Here is a 15,672-nt window from a genome sequence, read left to right as displayed (position 1 = left end):
GCAGCCGCCGTGCCCGCCTGCCCCGCCCCGCCTGGTGCCCCGGCCTCCGGCCGGACCTTCCCGGCCGGATCAGAAGTTCACGCGAATCCCGGCCATCACCGCGAGCTGCCGGCTCGAGTTGCTGTTCGCGAGCACCGGAATCTGCGCGTAGTTCACCGCATTGCCGTTCGCGTCGGTGCCGAGGCCCGTGCCGCTCGCGATCTGACCGATCGCGACCGCGTACAGCGCCGTGCGCTTCGACAGGCTGTAGTTCGTGCCGACGTTCACCTGGTGGAACCGCGTCGTGCCGCGCCCGTCCGTATGCGCGGCGTTGAAGAGATACGCGACGCCGCCCTGCAGCGCGGGCGTGAACATGTACGTGACGTTCAACTCGCCGATGTCGAACGTGAACGCCTGCGTGCGCGGCTGCGCGGCGGTCGAGAAATAGCGGCTGTCGCCGAGGCGCGTATGCGTGTAGGTCAGCGCGACCGTCGCCGCGCCGAGCGTGACCGAGCCGCCTGCACCGAACGCGCGCATCGAGCCGGCATCCTGCAGCAGGCAGTACATCGCACCCGGATTGCTGCACGCGAAGTCGCCGATATAGCCGCTCGCGCCGCCGAGCGCCGCGTCGAGCGGCTGGTGCAGGTCGAGGTAGCCGACCGAGAATGCCACCGGCGCGCGCGTGTACGTCGCGGCCACCGCATAACCGCGCTTCGCGGAAAAGTCGCCGGCCTGCCCGCCGAAGCTGAACGTGCCGCCGACCGTGAGGCCGTTGAAATCGGCGCTGGTGAACTTCACCGCGTTGTTGAAGTTGAACGCGGCATTCAGGTTGTCGACGTCGCCGAGATGCGAACCGTACGGCGTTGCCCAGTTGTTGCTCGACACGTATGCGCCGAGCATGTCCGTGTACGAGTCGTACTGGCGGCCGAGGCCCAGCGTGCCGATGCCGTCCCGCCGCAGCCCGACCCACGCCTGCCGGCTGAACGCCGTGCCGCCCTGCAGCGCCTGCCCGTTCGCGGACAGGAATTGCTGCTCGAGCGTGAACACCGCGTCGAGCCCGCCGCCGAGCGACTCGGCGCCCTGGAAGCCGAAGCGCGACGGCACGAGGTTGCCGCCGCCCATCTGCCACGCATGGCCGCCGCCCGTGCTGCCGTCGGCGCGCGTGAACTGCTGGTTCGTCGAATAGATGATGCCGGTGTCCACGGTGCCGTACAGCGTCACGCTCCCCGAGGTCTGCGCATGGGCGTGCATGCACCCCAGCGTCGCCGCGGCTGCGGCCAGTCGTCGTCCGATCTTCATGTCCCGCCCTCTGTGTTCATCGATTCGCAGTGCGAATCGATGGCGTTGTCGATATGGGTGACAGGACTCTATCCAGCGAAAATTCAGGACCTCTATCGCAAATCGGCAAACGGTGGGTTGCACTGCCCGCGACGCTGCCCGGCGGCGCCGTCGCGGCGTGCGTGCGTCATTCGGGACGCGTCGTCTGGGAAGGCAGTTCGCCGAACAGGTCGCGATACTCGCGCGCGAAATAGCCGAGATGCGTGAAGCCCCAGCTCGCGGCAGCCTCGCCGACGCCGAGCTGCCGCACCGACGTCGTGCGCAGCATGCGGCGCACCGCGTTCAGCCGGATCGTGCGCAGGTAGCCGACCGGCGTGACGTCGGCCACGCGTTGAAAACTCGTTTGCAGTGTGCGGCGGCTGCAGCGCAGCGCGCGGCACAGTTCGAGCACGGTGACGGGTTCTTCGGGCCGGTCGCGCAGATGCTTCTCGCAGCGGCTCACGATGTCGCTGTAGGTGGCGTGCGTGATGTCGCGGCGCTCGACGCCGATGCCCTGTTCGAGCGCGTCGAGGAACATGCCGAGCATCGCGTCGCGGAACACCTTGCGGGTGGCCGCGTATTCGAGGTGGCCCGGATTGCGCTGCGCGTCGTCGATCAGCGACGACAGCCGCACGCCGAGCGCGACGCCTTGCTCGTCGGACAGCCGCGTCACATGCCGCAGCTTGCGCGCGCCGGCCGCGCCGAATTCGGCCTCGCACAGCTCGTCGACCATGTCGGACGCCGCGCTGATCCCGACGAGCCCCATCCCTTCCGGTGTGTGGAATTCGAAATCCTCGCCGGCGCGCAGCGCGAGCAGCGCATAGCCGTCGACCGGCTGGCCCTGGAAGGTGCCCGCGAGCGGCACCGACAGCGGCACCGCGAGCGACGTGCGCCCGGCCGGCGCGAGCCCGGTTTGCGCGACACGCCGGTTGGTCGTCTCGCGGAAGAAATGGAAATCGTCGTACAGCACCTGCGTGACGGTGCCCTTGAAGCGGCCGGGCGTCATCTGGCGGTAGACCTGATGCCAGCCCGCGATCGCGAGCCCGTGATCGTGCACGTCTTCGTGTGAGCGTGACTGGAACAGCATCGGCATCTCCGGTAAAACCCTTGGGTCCTGGATGCGGCCGCCGGGTTCGCACGGCACGCAACGCCACAGCTTACCCTCGCAAAATCCCGTGTAGTGCGGTTTCGAACGCAAGCAGCGCCGCCGACAGCGCGGCGGCCTGCTCGCCGGTCAGGCGGACGTAGCGGCGAAACGACGGCATCCGGTTCACCACTTCGCTGCCGCCGAACGGCACGATCGCGAGCGTCCAGCGGCCGTCGCGCGCGTCGATCGTGCAGTCGGCCAGATGCAGCGGCCGCAACGCGCCGGCCAGCGACGGCCCGGCAATCAGCGCGGCCAGCGTTTCAATGAATACGGGGTCGCATCCGGATGCGGGCACACCATCGATTCCCGTGCTGCGCAGCCAGCCGGTCTGCCGCACGCGGGCGCTCCCCTGCGCGGCCGGGCCGCCGGCGGTCGCCGCCACCTTCACGCTGACCGTATGCATCAGGAACTGGCGCTCGACACGCTCGTCGACGCTTACGCGCACGCCGTTCGGCAGCCGGGCCGTGGCGCCGAACGCACCGTCGGCATCACGCACGGCCTGCAGATCGGCCAGCACGCGCGCGGCGATCGCGCCGGGCCGATGACCGGGCGGCGGTGCGTCGGGCGCCGTGCGCCAGCGGGCGAGTACGGCCCTCACGACGCGATGTGCTCGTTGCGCAGCACGTCCTCGACCGGCACCGGCTTGAACGGATGCCGGCGCTGCACGACGAGCGTCCAGAACAGCGCATACAGCGCGGTGAGCCCGAGCATCGCGCCGAACGGCACGTAGATGTCGCGCGGATTCATGCCGGGCGGCGTGATGTACCAGATCGCGAGCACGATGCCGACGCTCGACACGATCTGCGGCAGCGGGAACAGCGGCGACCGGTACGGGCGCGGCAGGTCCGGGCGGCGGATGCGCAGCATCACGACCGACGCGGTGACGAGCAGGTACGCGGTGCCCCATGCGCAGGTCGCGGCAAGCACGAGGTGCAGGATGCTGTCGAGATTGCCGTTGATCAGCCACGCATGGAAGATCGGCACGATCGCCGACGCCACGATGCCGACCACCGGCGTCTTGAAGCGCGGATGCAGGTACGCGAAGCAGCGCGGCAGCGCGCCGTCGATCGCCATCCCGTACAGGATGCGCGGCAGCCCGGCCATCAGCGTGTTGATCGTCGCGGCGCCCGCGCACAGGAACGCGATGCCGAACCAGATGCGGCCGAAGGGCCCGAGCACCTGCAGCGCGAACGCCGGAATCGCGCCCGGCGTGTCGAGCAGGTGCGTGAGGCCGTCGGCGCTCACCGGCACGTTCGCGACCTGGCGGCGGATCGCCGCGCCGTACAGGAACATGCAGATCGCGACGCCGACGAGGCCGAGCGCCATCGCGCGCGGGATCGTCCTGCCCGGCGCCTTCATTTCCGGCGCGAGCGGCGTGACGAATTCGCAGCCGACGAACATGAACATCGCCATCCCGACGAGCGACAGCACGGCCGGCACCGACGTGCCGACTTCCGAGCCGCCGAACCAGCCGTCGAGATGCACGGCCGGCGCGGCCGCGAGCCCGAGGATCCCGAAGATCATCAGCGACAGCCACATGCCGGCCGTCAGCACGATCTCGAGCTTGCTGAACACCTTGATGCCGATGATGTTGGTGATCGCGAACGTCACCACGAGGCCGACGCCGACGAGCCACGAGCTGTTGTGCTTCTCGAACGCGGCGTTCAGCGATTCGAAGTTGACGAGCGCCATGATGCCGCTCAGGATCGTTTCCGCCGTGCCGGCGAACACGTGCACGAGGAAATACGCGGAGATCGTGCCGGTGATCGCCCAGAAGCGGCCGAGCCCGCACGACAGGTAATCGTAAACCGAGCCGGCCGTCGGCAGCATCGCGGCGGCTTCGGAGAACGTGGTGGCCTGCGCCTGCATCATCACGAACGCGATGATCATCGCGACCGCGAACGCCCAGCCGCCCATCCCGAAGCCCGACGTCGCGGTGAGGATCACCGGGCTCGCCATGATGAGGCCGACGGCGCTCGCCAGCGCGGTCGGAAAGCCGACTGCCCCGGCCTTCAGCGCGGTGCCACTGCCCGCTTCCGCCGGCGAGCCTGCGGACGTATCGCCCGCGGCGCCGGTCACTCCCGACCATCCCGACATCGTTGTCTCCTTCCTTGACTGGCCTGCACCGGCGCTTCGTCGGCGGCTGGGGCCACTTGCCTTGCGGTCGGCCCGGGGCGGCGCTTCAGTGCTGCGGCACCCCGGTCCCCTGTCGATCACGTCGTGATCCGATGTCGAAAAAATACGCAGGCAAAATAATCCGGTCATAGCGCAAATCGGCAAACCCGCGGCGACTCCACGTCCTCCGCCGCAGGTTGGCCGTCACGCGACTACGCCGTCACGCGAACGGCACGGCCTCGAAGCCGGCCGCGAGCGCGTCGACGATCCGGTCGAGCTGCTCGCGCTGGATCACGAGCGGCGGCGACAGGATGATCTTCGTGCCGACCGGGCGCACCAGCACGCCGTTCTCGCGTGCGACCTCCGCCACCGCGTTCGCGTAGCCGGACAGCGGGTCGATCGGCTCGCGCGTGTCCTTGTTCGCGACGAGGTCGAGCGCGAGCATCAGCCCCTTGCCGCGCACCTCGCCGACCGCCGCGAAGCGTTCCGCGAACGGCTTCAGCGCTTCGAGCAGATACGCGCCCTGCTTCGCCGCATTCGCCGGCAGGTCCTCCTTCACGACGATGTCGAGGCTCGCGATCGCGGCCGCGCATGCCACCGGGTGGCCGGCGTACGTGTAGCCGTGCATGATCGCACCGCCAAAATCGGCGTTCGCGGCGAACGCGTCCTCGATCCGCGCGTTCACGACCGTCGCGCCGAGCGGCACGTAGCCCGACGAGATCCCCTTCGCGAGACACATGATGTCCGGGCGCACGCCCCAGCCGCGGCTGCCGAACATGCTGCCGCTGCGGCCGAAGCCCGTCACGACTTCGTCGGCGATCAGCAGCACGCCGTAGCGGTCGCACACCTCGCGCACCAGCGGCCAGTAGTTGGCCGGCGGCACGATCACCCCGCCCGCGCCCTGGATCGGCTCCGCGATGAACGCGGCGACGGTGTCGGGGCTCTGGAACTGAATCTCGCGCTCCAGCATTTCCGCGCAGATCCGGCCGAGTTCTTCGGGGTCCTGCGTGAACGGGTTGCGGTACAGCCACGGCGTCTCGACGTGGAAGCAGCCGGGCAGGTTCGGTTCGTAGTTGCGGCGGAACACCGTGTTGCCGTTGACCGACGCGCCGCCGAAGTGCGTGCCGTGATAGCCCTGTTTCAGCGAGATGAACTTCGTGCGGTCGGCTTGGCCGCGCACCTTCCAGTACTGGCGCGCGATCTTCAGCGCGGTCTCGATCGAATCGGAGCCGCCCGAGCTGTACAGCACGCGGCGCATCCCTTCCGGTTCGAGCATGTCGATCACCTTCTTCGACAGTTCTTCCGCGCGCGGATGCGAAATGCCGTCGAACAGCTGGAAGTATTCGAGCTCGTCGAGCTGGCGCACGATCGCGTCCTTCACTTCCTGGCGGTTGTGGCCGACGTTCACGTTCCACAGGCCCGCGACGCCGTCGACGAGCTTGCGCCCGTCTTCGTCGAACACGTAGCAGCCGTCGCCGCGCACGATGCGGATCGGCTTGCGCTGCTTCATCTCGTTAGGGTGCACCATCGGGTGCCAGAATTTCGCTTCGTTGTAGCTCATTGCAGTCTCCACTGTCGGATCGTTTGAACCGAGGTCGTTCGGGTTCGGAGGTCGCGCCGCGCGTCAGTGCGCGATGCAGACGGATTTGGTTTCGGTGAAGCCTTCGATCGCGTACTGGCCGAATTCGCGGCCGATGCCCGATTGCTTGTAGCCGCCGAACGGCATCGACGGATCGAGCGGGATATGGCAGTTCACCCACACGGTGCCGGCCTCGATCTGCGGCACGAGGTTCATCACGCGTTTCAGGTCGTTGCTCCAGATGCTCGCGGCGAGGCCGTACGGCGACGCGTTCGCGAGACGCACGGCATCGGCCGCGTCGTCGAACGGCACGACGACGATCACCGGGCCGAACACCTCGTCGCGTACGATCGCGCTGTCCGGATGCGGATCGGCGATCACGGCCGGCTTCACGTAGTAGCCGGGCAGGTCGTCGGCCGGCGTGCCGCCCGCGAGGAACGTGAGGCCCGCGCGGCGCGCGCCTTCGATGTGCTGGACGACCTTGTCGCGATGGTGCGCGGACACGAGCGGGTTGATCTGCGCGGTCGTGTCGAGGCCCGCGCCGAGCTTCATCGACTGCGCAACGCCCGCGAGGCCGTCGGCGAGCTGCGCGAACTTGCTGCGGTGCACATAGATGCGCGACGCCGCCGCGCACACCTGCCCCTGGTTGAAGAACGCGCCGGCGGCGACACCGTCGAGCGCCTGCGCGACGTCGACGTCGTCGAGCATCACGATCGGGTTCTTGCCGCCGAGCTCCAGCGAGAAGCGCGTCATGTTCTGCACGGCCGCCGCGCCGACCAGCTTGCCGGTCGCGGTCGAGCCCGTGAACGAGATCTTCGCGATCGACGGGTGGCTCGCGAGCGCCGAGCCGCAGATGCGGCCGCCCGTGACGACGTTGAACACGCCCGGCGGCACGCCGGCTTCGCGTGCGAGCTCGGCAAGGCGCAGCGCGGTGAGCGGCGTTTCCGGCGACGGCTTCAGCACGATCGTGCAGCCGGCCGCGAGCGCGGGAATCAGCTTCCACACCGCGATCATCAGCGGGAAATTCCACGGCACGATCGCCGCGACCACGCCGACGGGCTCCTTGCGCGTATAGGCCGTATAGCGCGCGCCGGGCGGGAACGGGATCGACACGTCGAGCGTCTGGCCGGTGATCTTGGTCGCCCAGCCGGCCATGTAGCGCACGTATTCGACGCTCGCGCCGACTTCGATCGCGCGCGACACGTGGATCGACTTGCCCTGGTTCAGCGTTTCGAGCTGCGCGAGCGTTTCGGCGTCGGCTTCGATCAGGTCGGCGAGCTTCAGCAGGATGCGTTCGCGGTCGGCCGGGCGCAGCCCGCTCCATACTCGCGTGTCGAACGCGTGCTTCGCGCTGGCGACCGCGCGGTCGACGTCGTGTGCGTCGGCATCCGCGACCGTGGCGAGCCGCTCGCCCGTGGCGGGGTCGTACACGTCGAGCCGTGCAGCCGCATGCGCGGGCTGCATGTCGCCGTCGATGAAGAGGCCGAAATCGCGCGCAACGAAGGTGCGCACGGTGTCGCTGACGGCGACGAAGTTCGTGTTGCTCATGGGCGTCTCGAGGATTGTCGTGGCTGGACCGCGTGCGGGTGAGGCACGCGGGCGTCGGACCACTGTATCGACGGGGGATCACGCCCGGTGAGCGCAAATTGGCAGCGCGTGGGGGGAAGGTGGCGGGTTCGAATCCGCGGGGATGCTGGCGAGCGATGCGGGTGATCGGCCGGGCTGCAGTCGTTTTGGTGCCGGACGGAGGTCCGGTCATTGAATCGTCAGTTTCTGAAACCGTGCGCCATCGACGCCAGGAAGTTGTATGCCTGGTAGTCCAGCCAGTAAACGCCGAGCGCAAGCGGAATCAGGAAGTACAGCGAGTCGTAGATCCCGCTTCGCACGGTTCTGATGATGAAAATCGGTAACGCAACGCTCAACGCGATGACCACAAGCGAAGCGGCAATGATCGTGACGTCCATGTTCCCGGCCCTCTGATTGTTATCGAAACGACGATCGCGCATGGTACTGCACGACGTCGCGGGCCCGTTCGCAGAACGACTACAGAAACAGCGCCCCGACCAGTTCGGTGCGGTTCGACACGCCGAGCTTGCGGTACATGCGCATCAGGTGGGTCTTGATCGTCGGTTGCCCGAGCGCGAGGTCGCGTGCGATCTCCTTGTTCGAGCGGCCGTCGCGCACGAGACGCGCGATCTGCTCCTCACGGTAGGTGAGCCGTTCCTCGCAGCCGATCCGGTGGATCCCGCGCCGCGCGCGCAGCAGCGGGCTCAGCGCGGCTTCGGCTACCGGCTGCAACCGCGCGAGCGCGTCGATTTCGCCGGGCGCGAACCGCCCTGCCGTGCTGTTGCCGGTCGCGTCCCCCGTCCCGAAACGCAGCAGCGAAAACGCGCCGACCGTCCGGCCCGCATCGCGCAGCCAGATCTCGATGACGTCGGCGACGTCGTGCCGCCTCAGAAAGCGGGTCCAGTACGCGGACGCATCGCGCCTTTCGTCAGGCAATTGCGATGCGAGCGTGACGACCGCGCATTCGCCCGCCGCGCAGCGCGACGGGTGCAGCGGATCGAGCATCCGATAGCGCGCGACATAGGTGCGGTGCATCGATTCCGGCATCCCGAACAGCTCGAAATCGGCCGGCTCGCCGCTCTGGTCGAGCCGGTAGAAAACGATCGCGGACGGGCTCGCGAACGCATCGAACGCGTCCACGCACGCGCGCAGCGCGCGCTGCCAGTCGGCGGCGTCCGGGTCGGCGGAAACGGAAGGGGTCGGCATGGTGGAGTCGGCTCGCGGGCGCACGGATCGAATTGCGAAGTCCGGGCCAGCCTACCGGCGCCGAAAAGCACGGGTGAGCACGAATCGGCAAATCGTCCCGTTCCGGCTGCGGTGGCCGGTTCGGGCGGGACGATACGGGCGCGCGACGGTGCGCGCCCCGTTTTCAGCGCGCGTTCGCGGCGAACGTGTCGCAGGCGCTCACCTCGCCGGACTCCATCCCGCGCCGCAGCCAGTACACGCGCTGGTCGCTGGTGCCGTGCGTGAAGCTTTCCGGGACGACATAGCCCTGCCCTTGCTGCTGCAGCCGGTCGTCGCCGATCGCGGCCGCCGCCTTCAGCCCCTGCTCGAAATCGCCCGGCTCCATCAGCCGCTGGTTCGCGCGCTGCGCGTTGTTCGCCCACACGCCGGCAAAGCAGTCGGCCTGCAACTCCATCCGCACCGACAGCGCGTTCGAGCGCGCCTGGCTCGACCGCCGGCGCGCGGCGTCGACCTTGTCGGAAATGCCGAGCAGGTTCTGCACGTGATGGCCGACTTCGTGCGCGATCACGTAGGCCTGCGCGAAATCGCCGCCCGCGCCGAAACGCTTGCGCAGTTCGTCGTAGAAGCCGAGATCGATATACACGTTGCGGTCGCCCGGGCAGTAGAACGGCCCCATCGCGGTCTGGCCGGTGCCGCACGCGGTCGGCGTCGAATTCGTGAACATCACGAGCTTCGGCGGTTGGTACTGCGCATGCAGCTGGGTATTGAACACGCCCGTCCACGTGCGCTCGATATTGCCGAGCACCTTGCGCGTGAAGACCGCGCCCGGATCGTTCGCCGATGCGCCCTGGTGCTGCGTCGGCGCGGGCTGCGCCTGCTGCTGGCGCCCCTGCAGCGCCGATGCGCCTTCGAGCACCACGCGCGGGTCGATCCCGAAGAAATACGACGCGGCCAGCGCGACCACGATCGTGCCGATGCCGATCGTCGCGCCGCGCCCGCCGCCGAAACCGCCGGCGCCGCGGCGATCCTCGACGTTCATGCTTTCACTTTCGTCGTCCAGCCTCATTGCCGGCCCCTCCCTGTTCGTGTCGATGGTCCGGCCGCGCCAGCGCGCAACCGGGCGATACGCCGCGGCGACCCGATCCATCGGCGGGCACGACGCCCGCATATCGGGCGCAGGCTCGCGCCGATCTCGTCCGCCTGCCGCTCCGCTCGCACGACGGAATCGGCCGGCCGACGCGCCGCGCGTCGAGGCGCGCGCACGCCTGCGCTATTTTGCCGGGCTTTCGTGACTTATCCCAAAAATGTGGAGGATAGAGCGATTCGGCGCCGGACATCGTCAGCCTTTGCAAAATGGGCCACGGCCGCGCCGGCCGTCCGAACGACCCGCGTTCATCCTTTCGGCGGATACCGTCGCGCGCCCGCGCCGCCTAAAGTGGCCGGTAACGACACCTTTCCGGAGAACGACATGACGCACCCGCAATCTCGCACGATCGCGATCACCGGCGCGGGCACCGGCATCGGCGCCGCATGCGCGCGCCGCTTCGCCAGCCGCGGCGATCGCGTCGTGCTGATCGGGCGCCGTCAGGCGCCGCTCGACGCGCTGGCCGCCGAGACGGGCGGCCTCGTCCTCGCCGGCGACGCCGCGAGCACCGCCGACTGGGCCGCGTTCATGCCACGCATCGCCGAACGCTTCGGCCGCGTCGACACGCTCGTCGCGTGCGCGGGCGGCCACGGCGTCGGCCGAGCGGACGAAACGGACGACACGCAGTGGCGCAACACGATGCACGCAAACCTCGACACCGCGTTCGTCAGCGCGCGTGCGTGCCTGCCCGACCTGATCACGCAGCGTGGCAGCATCGTGCTGGTCGCGTCGATCGCCGCGCTCGCGGCCGGACCAGGCGTATGCGGCTACACGGTCGGCAAGCATGCGCTGCTCGGGCTCGCGCGGTCGCTGGCACGCGACTACGGGCCGCACGGTGTGCGCGCGAACGCCGTATGCCCCGGCTGGGTCCGCACGCCGATGGCCGACGCGGAAATGGAACCGCTGATGGCCGCGCACGGCGACTCGCTCGACGGCGCGTATGCGCGCGTGAGCGCCGACGTGCCGCTGCGCCGCGCGGCCGAGCCGGACGAAATCGCGGCCGTCTGCGCGTTCCTCGCGTCGCCGGACGCGTCCTTCATCACCGGAGCGACGCTCGTTGCCGACGGCGGCGCGATGGTCGTCGACGTGCCGACGCTCGCGTTCGACGCGCTTTGACACGGAGCGGCGCACCGCCCGCGCGGCACGTCGTAGCGGGCAAGTGCGCCGGCACCGGCGCCGCGAGCATCCGTACCCGCCGCGGCAAACGCGCCGCGCCGCCTGCCCGTTTGTCTGCCCGGCGGCAAACGCGCCGTTTGTCTGCCCGTTTGTCTGCCCGTTGCCCGCCCCGAAAATCCGCTACCATCGACCGATCCTGCCGCCCCGTCCGGCGCCGCCTCACAGTTCGGTCATCGATGAACATCCGGTTTCTTGAAACCTTCGTCTGGCTCGCGAAGCTGGAAAACTTCCGGCTCACGGCCGAAAAGCTGCACACGACGCAAGCCGCCGTATCGAGCCGCATCGCCTCGCTCGAGGAAGCGTTCGACGTGCGCCTGTTCGACCGCAACACGCGCTCGGCCACGCTGACGCCCGCGGGCCGCCGCATGCTCGCGTACGCAGAGCGGATCGTGCGGCTCGACGGTGAAATGCGTCGCGACATCGATGCGGCGAGCGACGCGGGCCTGATCCGGATCGGCGTGATCGAATCGATCGTGCACAGCTGGTTCCCGGCGCTGATGGCGCAACTGCGCGAGCGCTATCCGCGCCTCGACGTCGAGATCACGAGCGACACGACGCTGCACCTGATCCGTCTGCTCAGCACCGACGGCGTCGACCTGATCCTGCAGACCGACCCCGTGCCGGGCCCCGACTTCACGAACCTGCCGCTGTGCGAATTCCCGGTGCGCTGGGCCGCGAGCCCGCGCCTCGGGCTCGGCGGCCAGCCGCTCGACGTCGCGCGCCTGGCCGGGTTTCCGATCATCAGCTTCTCGCGCCATTCGGGGCCGCACGCGACGATCGAGCGGCTGTTCGCTGCCGTCGAACGGCCGGCCAGCATCAACTGCATCACGTCGGTCGCCGCGATGATTCGCCTCGTCGCCGACGGCTTCGGCGTGGCCGCGCTGCCGCCCGCGATCATCGGGCGCGAGCTGCACGAAGGCACGCTCGAACTGCTCGACGTCGAACCCGAATTCCCCGCGTTGCCGCTCGTCGCGACGTACCGCAGCCAGGGTTTGCCGGTGGCCGCGCGCATCGCGGAACTCGCGAGCGAAGTCGCACGCGCGATGGCCGCCGCCGCCGGTCACGCGAAACCGGCCGCGCCCGAACGCATCGATGCAACGCCGGCACGCAAGGCGCCGCGGACCAAGACGAAAACGCACGCAAAAGCGACGCGCACGACCAAGGCCGAGCCGCCTGCCGCCCCCGCCGCGAAACGCCGCTCGCGCCGCTCATAAGAAAACCTGTTCACCGCGAATTTGTTTTCTTGTTGGACGGGCGCAGCCCGGCTTCGGGAAACTGAGGTTCCTGACACCCCCGTCACGAGGAACCCCGCGATGACCCGCCTTTCCCTTCCGCACGGCCAGCTTTGCGTCTGGACGGATATCGACCCCGCGCACGAAGCCGATTTCAACGCGTGGTACGACCGCGAGCACATGCAGGAGCGTGTCGCGATTCCCGGCTTCACGCATGCGCGGCGCTTTCGCGCGACCGACGGCGGCCCGCGCAAGTACCTCGCGCTGTACGTGACGGACGCGCTCGACGTGTTCCGCGGCGATGCATACCGGCGCGCGTTCACGCAGCAGACCGCGTGGTCGCTCGCGAACTTCGAACGCATGACGGGCACGCAGCGGCGCGTCGGCGAACTGACGATCGAGGCCGGCGACGGCGAAGGCGCGCATCTCGCGCTGTTCGTGCTGCCGCCGGACCGCATCGACGCGCCGCACCTGCGCGAACGCTTCGACGGCGCGCTACACGAACCGCATATCCACGCCGCAAGGCTCTTCCGCACCACACCCGACCTGTCCGCGCCGATCGGCGCCGATGCGGCCGCCCGCCCGGCTGCCGATGCGCTCGTGCTGATCGAAGGCAGCGACGCCGCCGTGACGCGTCGCGTGGCCGCCGCGCTCGCCGGGCACGACGACGTGCGCACGTTCGACCTGCTGTGGCGCGCCGCTGCACCGCTGCAGGTTGCACACCGCGCCGCCGAAGACGCACCGGCCGCCGCTGCCGCATTGCCTGCCTGAACACTGAACGCCGCCCGCCTGCGCTCGCCGTACCGCACCCGTACGCGGCCGGCACGCCGGCTGTGCGCCTACTCCCGTCATCCGTCACGACCTGCCCGATACCATGAGCACTCTCGCCCAGCCCGCCGCCCGCGCGCCCCGCCGCGTCCGCACCAGCCGACTCGCGACCGCGAGCATGATCGGCACGTCGCTCGAGTGGTACGACTTCACGATCTACAACACGCTCGCCGCGCTCGTTTTCAACCACCTGTTCTTCCCGTCGGTCGATCCGCTGGCCGGCACGATCCTCGCGTTCTCGACCTATGCGGTCGGCTATGTGTCGCGCCCGCTCGGCGGTTTCGTGTTCGGCAACCTCGGCGACCGCATCGGCCGCCGCGCGGTGCTGATGCTCACGCTCGTGCTGATGGGTGTGACGACCGCGTTGATGGGCGCGCTGCCGACCTATGCGCAAGCCGGCATCCTGAGCCCGATCCTGCTCGTCGCGCTGCGCTTCGTGCAGGGCGTCGCGCTCGGCGGCGAATGGGCCGGCGCGGTGCTGCTGTCGGTCGAGCATGGCGACCAGAACCGGCGCGGCCTGTCCGCGTCGTGGACGCAGATCGGCCCGTCGTTCGGCACGCTGCTCGGCACCGGCTGCATCGCGCTCGTGACGCTGTCGACCACGTCCGACACCTTCCTGTCGTGGGGCTGGCGCGTGCCGTTCGCGGCCAGCGCGCTGCTCGTCGTGTTCGGTTTCTGGCTGCGACGCGGCGTCGACGAAACGCCACAGTTCGAGCAACTCGCCGAGTCGCACGCGACCGCCGAAGTACCCGTCGCCGACGTGCTGAAGCATCACTGGAAGCGCCTGCTGATCGCGGGCGGCTCGCGGATCGGCTCGGATGTGCTGTATGCGCTGATCGTCGTGTTCACGCTCACCTACGTGACGACCGTGCTGCACCTGTCGCGCCCCGTCGCGCTGACGGCCGTGATGATCGGCACGGCCTGCAACGCGCTCGCGGTGCCGTTCTTCGGCGCGCTGTCGGACCGCTTCGGCCGTCGGCCCGTGTATCTCGCCGGCGCAATGGCCGGCATCGTGTGGGCGTTTGTGTTCTTCGTGATGCTCGATTCGGCGCGCCCCGGTGCGATCGTCGCGGCGGTTGCGATCGGCCTCGTGATCCATGCGGTGATGTACGGCCCGCAGGGCGCGTTCGTGACCGAGCAGTTCCCGACCCGCGTGCGCTATGCCGGCTCGTCGCTCGCGTACACGCTCGCGGGCATCGTCGGTGGCGGCTTCGCGCCGCTCGTGATCGCCGCGCTGTTCCGGCAGACGGGCACGACGACGGCCGTGTCGCTGTACGTCACCGCCGCGCTCGTCGTCACGTCGATTGCGCTGCTCGTCGCGCGCGAAACCGCGCACCGGCCGCTCGAGGATTGAGCGTCGCCGCCAGCCGATTCTTTTCTTCGCACTTCAAACGGATCTCCGCATGCCAACCCTGTCGTTCAACATGATTTCCCTGCAAGGCGCGCCAACCGCCGTCGACGTCGACATCCAGCGCGTCGTGATTGCCGGCTGGGCCGGCCGCGACCCGGCAGCGATCCAGGCGCATATCGACGAACTCGCGGCACTCGGCGTCGCGCCGCCGTCGACCACGCCGTGCTTCTACCGCGTGTCGTCCGCGCTGCTCACGCAGGCGCCGTCGATCGGCGTGCTCGGTGCGCGCTCGGGCGGCGAAATCGAATGCGTGCTGGTCGACAGCCCGGCCGGCACGCTCGTGACCGTCGGCTCCGATCATACGGATCGTGAAGTCGAGGCGTATGGCGTCGCAGTGTCGAAGCAGGTATGCGCGAAGCCGCTCGGCCGCGACGCGTGGCTTTACGCGGAAGTAGCGGATCACTGGGATGCGATCGAGATGCGTTCTTGGCTGATTTCGCGCTCTGGCGAACGGACGGCATATCAGCACGGCGCGGTCAGCGGCCTGCTTGTGCCCGAGGTGCTGTGCCAGCGTTTCGACGACCGCCGCACGATGCCCGCGCGCTGCGCGATGTATGGCGGCACGGTCGCCGTGCATGGCGCAATCGCGGCGATGGGCGACGGTGACGCGTTCGAAATGGAACTGCACGATCCGGTGCTCGGGCGCAGCCTGCGGCACCGGTATGTGGTCGAGGTGCTGCCGGTCGTGGCGTAACGGGCAGCGGGAAACCGCATGGGACGCGGGCGCGGCGGCGTTCGGTCGGCGCGCCTGTTCTACCGGTACGATTCGAAGCAGTGGTAATCCGGAAAATTGAATTGCGAGTTGCCGCAGTACAGCACGCCGGCCAGGTTGGTGCACCCGCTCAACGTGAACATGATTGCCCCCGCAACCGACACTTTCCATCCGAAATACCCCATCGCGCCCCCGTTTCCGCCGTCTCGGCATTGACCGACATGATGCGCACCGGACGCGTGCGGGTATGTGGAGAATTGTTGTTCCGCGAGTGCAGTGGT

The 15,672-nt window shown here is 68.9% G+C and carries 14 protein-coding genes; 5 read left to right on the top strand and 9 right to left on the bottom strand.

Annotation, left to right across the window (positions count from 1 at the left end; all coding sequences use genetic code 11):
* Window positions 1-69: 69 nt before the first annotated feature.
* The 9 genes from U5798_RS04620 to U5798_RS04580 all read right to left on the bottom strand — a co-directional run bounded on the left by U5798_RS04620 (window position 70) and on the right by U5798_RS04580 (window position 9,954).
* On the bottom strand, window positions 70-1,278 hold the full coding sequence (locus tag U5798_RS04620) for a porin (RefSeq protein WP_322081347.1): 1,209 nt from the start codon (window positions 1,276-1,278) through the stop codon (window positions 70-72).
* A gap of 166 nt (window positions 1,279-1,444) precedes the next feature.
* Window positions 1,445-2,383 (bottom strand): helix-turn-helix domain-containing protein, encoded by a 939-nt coding sequence (locus tag U5798_RS04615; protein ID WP_124449793.1) that lies wholly within the window; start codon window positions 2,381-2,383, stop codon window positions 1,445-1,447.
* 70 nt (window positions 2,384-2,453) lie between these two features.
* The gene (locus U5798_RS04610) at window positions 2,454-3,041 is read right to left on the bottom strand and encodes a DUF3156 family protein (protein WP_124449791.1); all 588 of its coding nucleotides are present in this window, start codon (window positions 3,039-3,041) and stop codon (window positions 2,454-2,456) included.
* Entirely contained in the window at window positions 3,038-4,540 is a 1,503-nt protein-coding gene (locus U5798_RS04605) for an APC family permease (protein ID WP_322081346.1), read from the bottom strand. The genes U5798_RS04610 and U5798_RS04605 overlap by 4 nt, the downstream gene beginning before the upstream one ends.
* A 238-nt stretch (window positions 4,541-4,778) precedes the next feature.
* Window positions 4,779-6,119: an aspartate aminotransferase family protein gene (locus U5798_RS04600; protein ID WP_322081345.1), complete on the bottom strand. Its 1,341-nt coding sequence runs from the start codon at window positions 6,117-6,119 to the stop codon at window positions 4,779-4,781.
* A 63-nt stretch (window positions 6,120-6,182) separates the two neighbouring features.
* On the bottom strand, window positions 6,183-7,685 hold the full coding sequence (locus tag U5798_RS04595; protein ID WP_322081344.1) for an aldehyde dehydrogenase family protein: 1,503 nt from the start codon (window positions 7,683-7,685) through the stop codon (window positions 6,183-6,185).
* Window positions 7,686-7,903: 218 nt separating this feature from the next.
* Entirely contained in the window at window positions 7,904-8,101 is a 198-nt protein-coding gene (locus U5798_RS04590) for a hypothetical protein (protein ID WP_124449783.1), read from the bottom strand.
* A 79-nt stretch (window positions 8,102-8,180) separates the two neighbouring features.
* On the bottom strand, window positions 8,181-8,909 hold the full coding sequence (locus U5798_RS04585; RefSeq protein WP_322081343.1) for a helix-turn-helix transcriptional regulator: 729 nt from the start codon (window positions 8,907-8,909) through the stop codon (window positions 8,181-8,183).
* A 163-nt stretch (window positions 8,910-9,072) separates the two neighbouring features.
* Window positions 9,073-9,954 (bottom strand): neutral zinc metallopeptidase, encoded by an 882-nt coding sequence (locus U5798_RS04580; protein ID WP_124449779.1) that lies wholly within the window; start codon window positions 9,952-9,954, stop codon window positions 9,073-9,075.
* A gap of 402 nt (window positions 9,955-10,356) precedes the next feature.
* Between U5798_RS04580 and U5798_RS04575 the strand changes: the two genes are divergently transcribed.
* The 5 genes from U5798_RS04575 (at window position 10,357) to U5798_RS04555 (ending at window position 15,373) form a co-directional block, all read left to right on the top strand.
* Window positions 10,357-11,148, top strand: a complete 792-nt coding sequence (locus U5798_RS04575) for an SDR family oxidoreductase (protein WP_322081342.1) — start codon at window positions 10,357-10,359, stop codon at window positions 11,146-11,148.
* 236 nt (window positions 11,149-11,384) lie between these two features.
* The gene (locus U5798_RS04570; RefSeq protein ID WP_322081341.1) at window positions 11,385-12,422 is read left to right on the top strand and encodes a LysR family transcriptional regulator; all 1,038 of its coding nucleotides are present in this window, start codon (window positions 11,385-11,387) and stop codon (window positions 12,420-12,422) included.
* A 99-nt stretch (window positions 12,423-12,521) separates the two neighbouring features.
* Entirely contained in the window at window positions 12,522-13,211 is a 690-nt protein-coding gene (locus tag U5798_RS04565; protein WP_322081340.1) for a DUF4286 family protein, read from the top strand.
* A gap of 91 nt (window positions 13,212-13,302) precedes the next feature.
* The gene (locus U5798_RS04560) at window positions 13,303-14,622 is read left to right on the top strand and encodes an MFS transporter (protein WP_124449771.1); all 1,320 of its coding nucleotides are present in this window, start codon (window positions 13,303-13,305) and stop codon (window positions 14,620-14,622) included.
* A 49-nt stretch (window positions 14,623-14,671) separates the two neighbouring features.
* Window positions 14,672-15,373 (top strand): DUF2848 domain-containing protein, encoded by a 702-nt coding sequence (locus U5798_RS04555; protein WP_322081339.1) that lies wholly within the window; start codon window positions 14,672-14,674, stop codon window positions 15,371-15,373.
* Window positions 15,374-15,672: the final 299 nt, after the last annotated feature.

This window comes from Burkholderia sp. BCC1972 (genome assembly GCF_905339605.1).
In the GTDB taxonomy this organism is placed as follows: domain Bacteria; phylum Pseudomonadota; class Gammaproteobacteria; order Burkholderiales; family Burkholderiaceae; genus Burkholderia.
The sequence above is the reverse complement of the archived record's forward strand: the minus strand, read 5'-3'. Positions and strand labels throughout refer to the sequence as shown.

Bases quoted from the DNA above. Each gene is read 5' to 3' on its own strand.
- U5798_RS04620 (WP_322081347.1), bottom strand. From the start codon at position 1,278: ATGAAGATCGGACGACGACTGGCCGCAGCCGCGGCGACGCTGGGGTGC.
- U5798_RS04565 (WP_322081340.1), top strand. From the start codon at position 12,522: ATGACCCGCCTTTCCCTTCCGCACGGCCAGCTTTGCGTCTGGACGGAT.
- U5798_RS04585 (WP_322081343.1), bottom strand. From the start codon at position 8,909: ATGCCGACCCCTTCCGTTTCCGCCGACCCGGACGCCGCCGACTGGCAG.
- U5798_RS04590 (WP_124449783.1), bottom strand. From the start codon at position 8,101: ATGGACGTCACGATCATTGCCGCTTCGCTTGTGGTCATCGCGTTGAGC.
- U5798_RS04605 (WP_322081346.1), bottom strand. From the start codon at position 4,540: ATGTCGGGATGGTCGGGAGTGACCGGCGCCGCGGGCGATACGTCCGCA.
- U5798_RS04555 (WP_322081339.1), top strand. From the start codon at position 14,672: ATGCCAACCCTGTCGTTCAACATGATTTCCCTGCAAGGCGCGCCAACC.
- U5798_RS04595 (WP_322081344.1), bottom strand. From the start codon at position 7,685: ATGAGCAACACGAACTTCGTCGCCGTCAGCGACACCGTGCGCACCTTC.
- U5798_RS04615 (WP_124449793.1), bottom strand. From the start codon at position 2,383: ATGCTGTTCCAGTCACGCTCACACGAAGACGTGCACGATCACGGGCTC.
- U5798_RS04575 (WP_322081342.1), top strand. From the start codon at position 10,357: ATGACGCACCCGCAATCTCGCACGATCGCGATCACCGGCGCGGGCACC.
- U5798_RS04580 (WP_124449779.1), bottom strand. From the start codon at position 9,954: ATGAGGCTGGACGACGAAAGTGAAAGCATGAACGTCGAGGATCGCCGC.
- U5798_RS04570 (WP_322081341.1), top strand. From the start codon at position 11,385: ATGAACATCCGGTTTCTTGAAACCTTCGTCTGGCTCGCGAAGCTGGAA.
- U5798_RS04600 (WP_322081345.1), bottom strand. From the start codon at position 6,119: ATGAGCTACAACGAAGCGAAATTCTGGCACCCGATGGTGCACCCTAAC.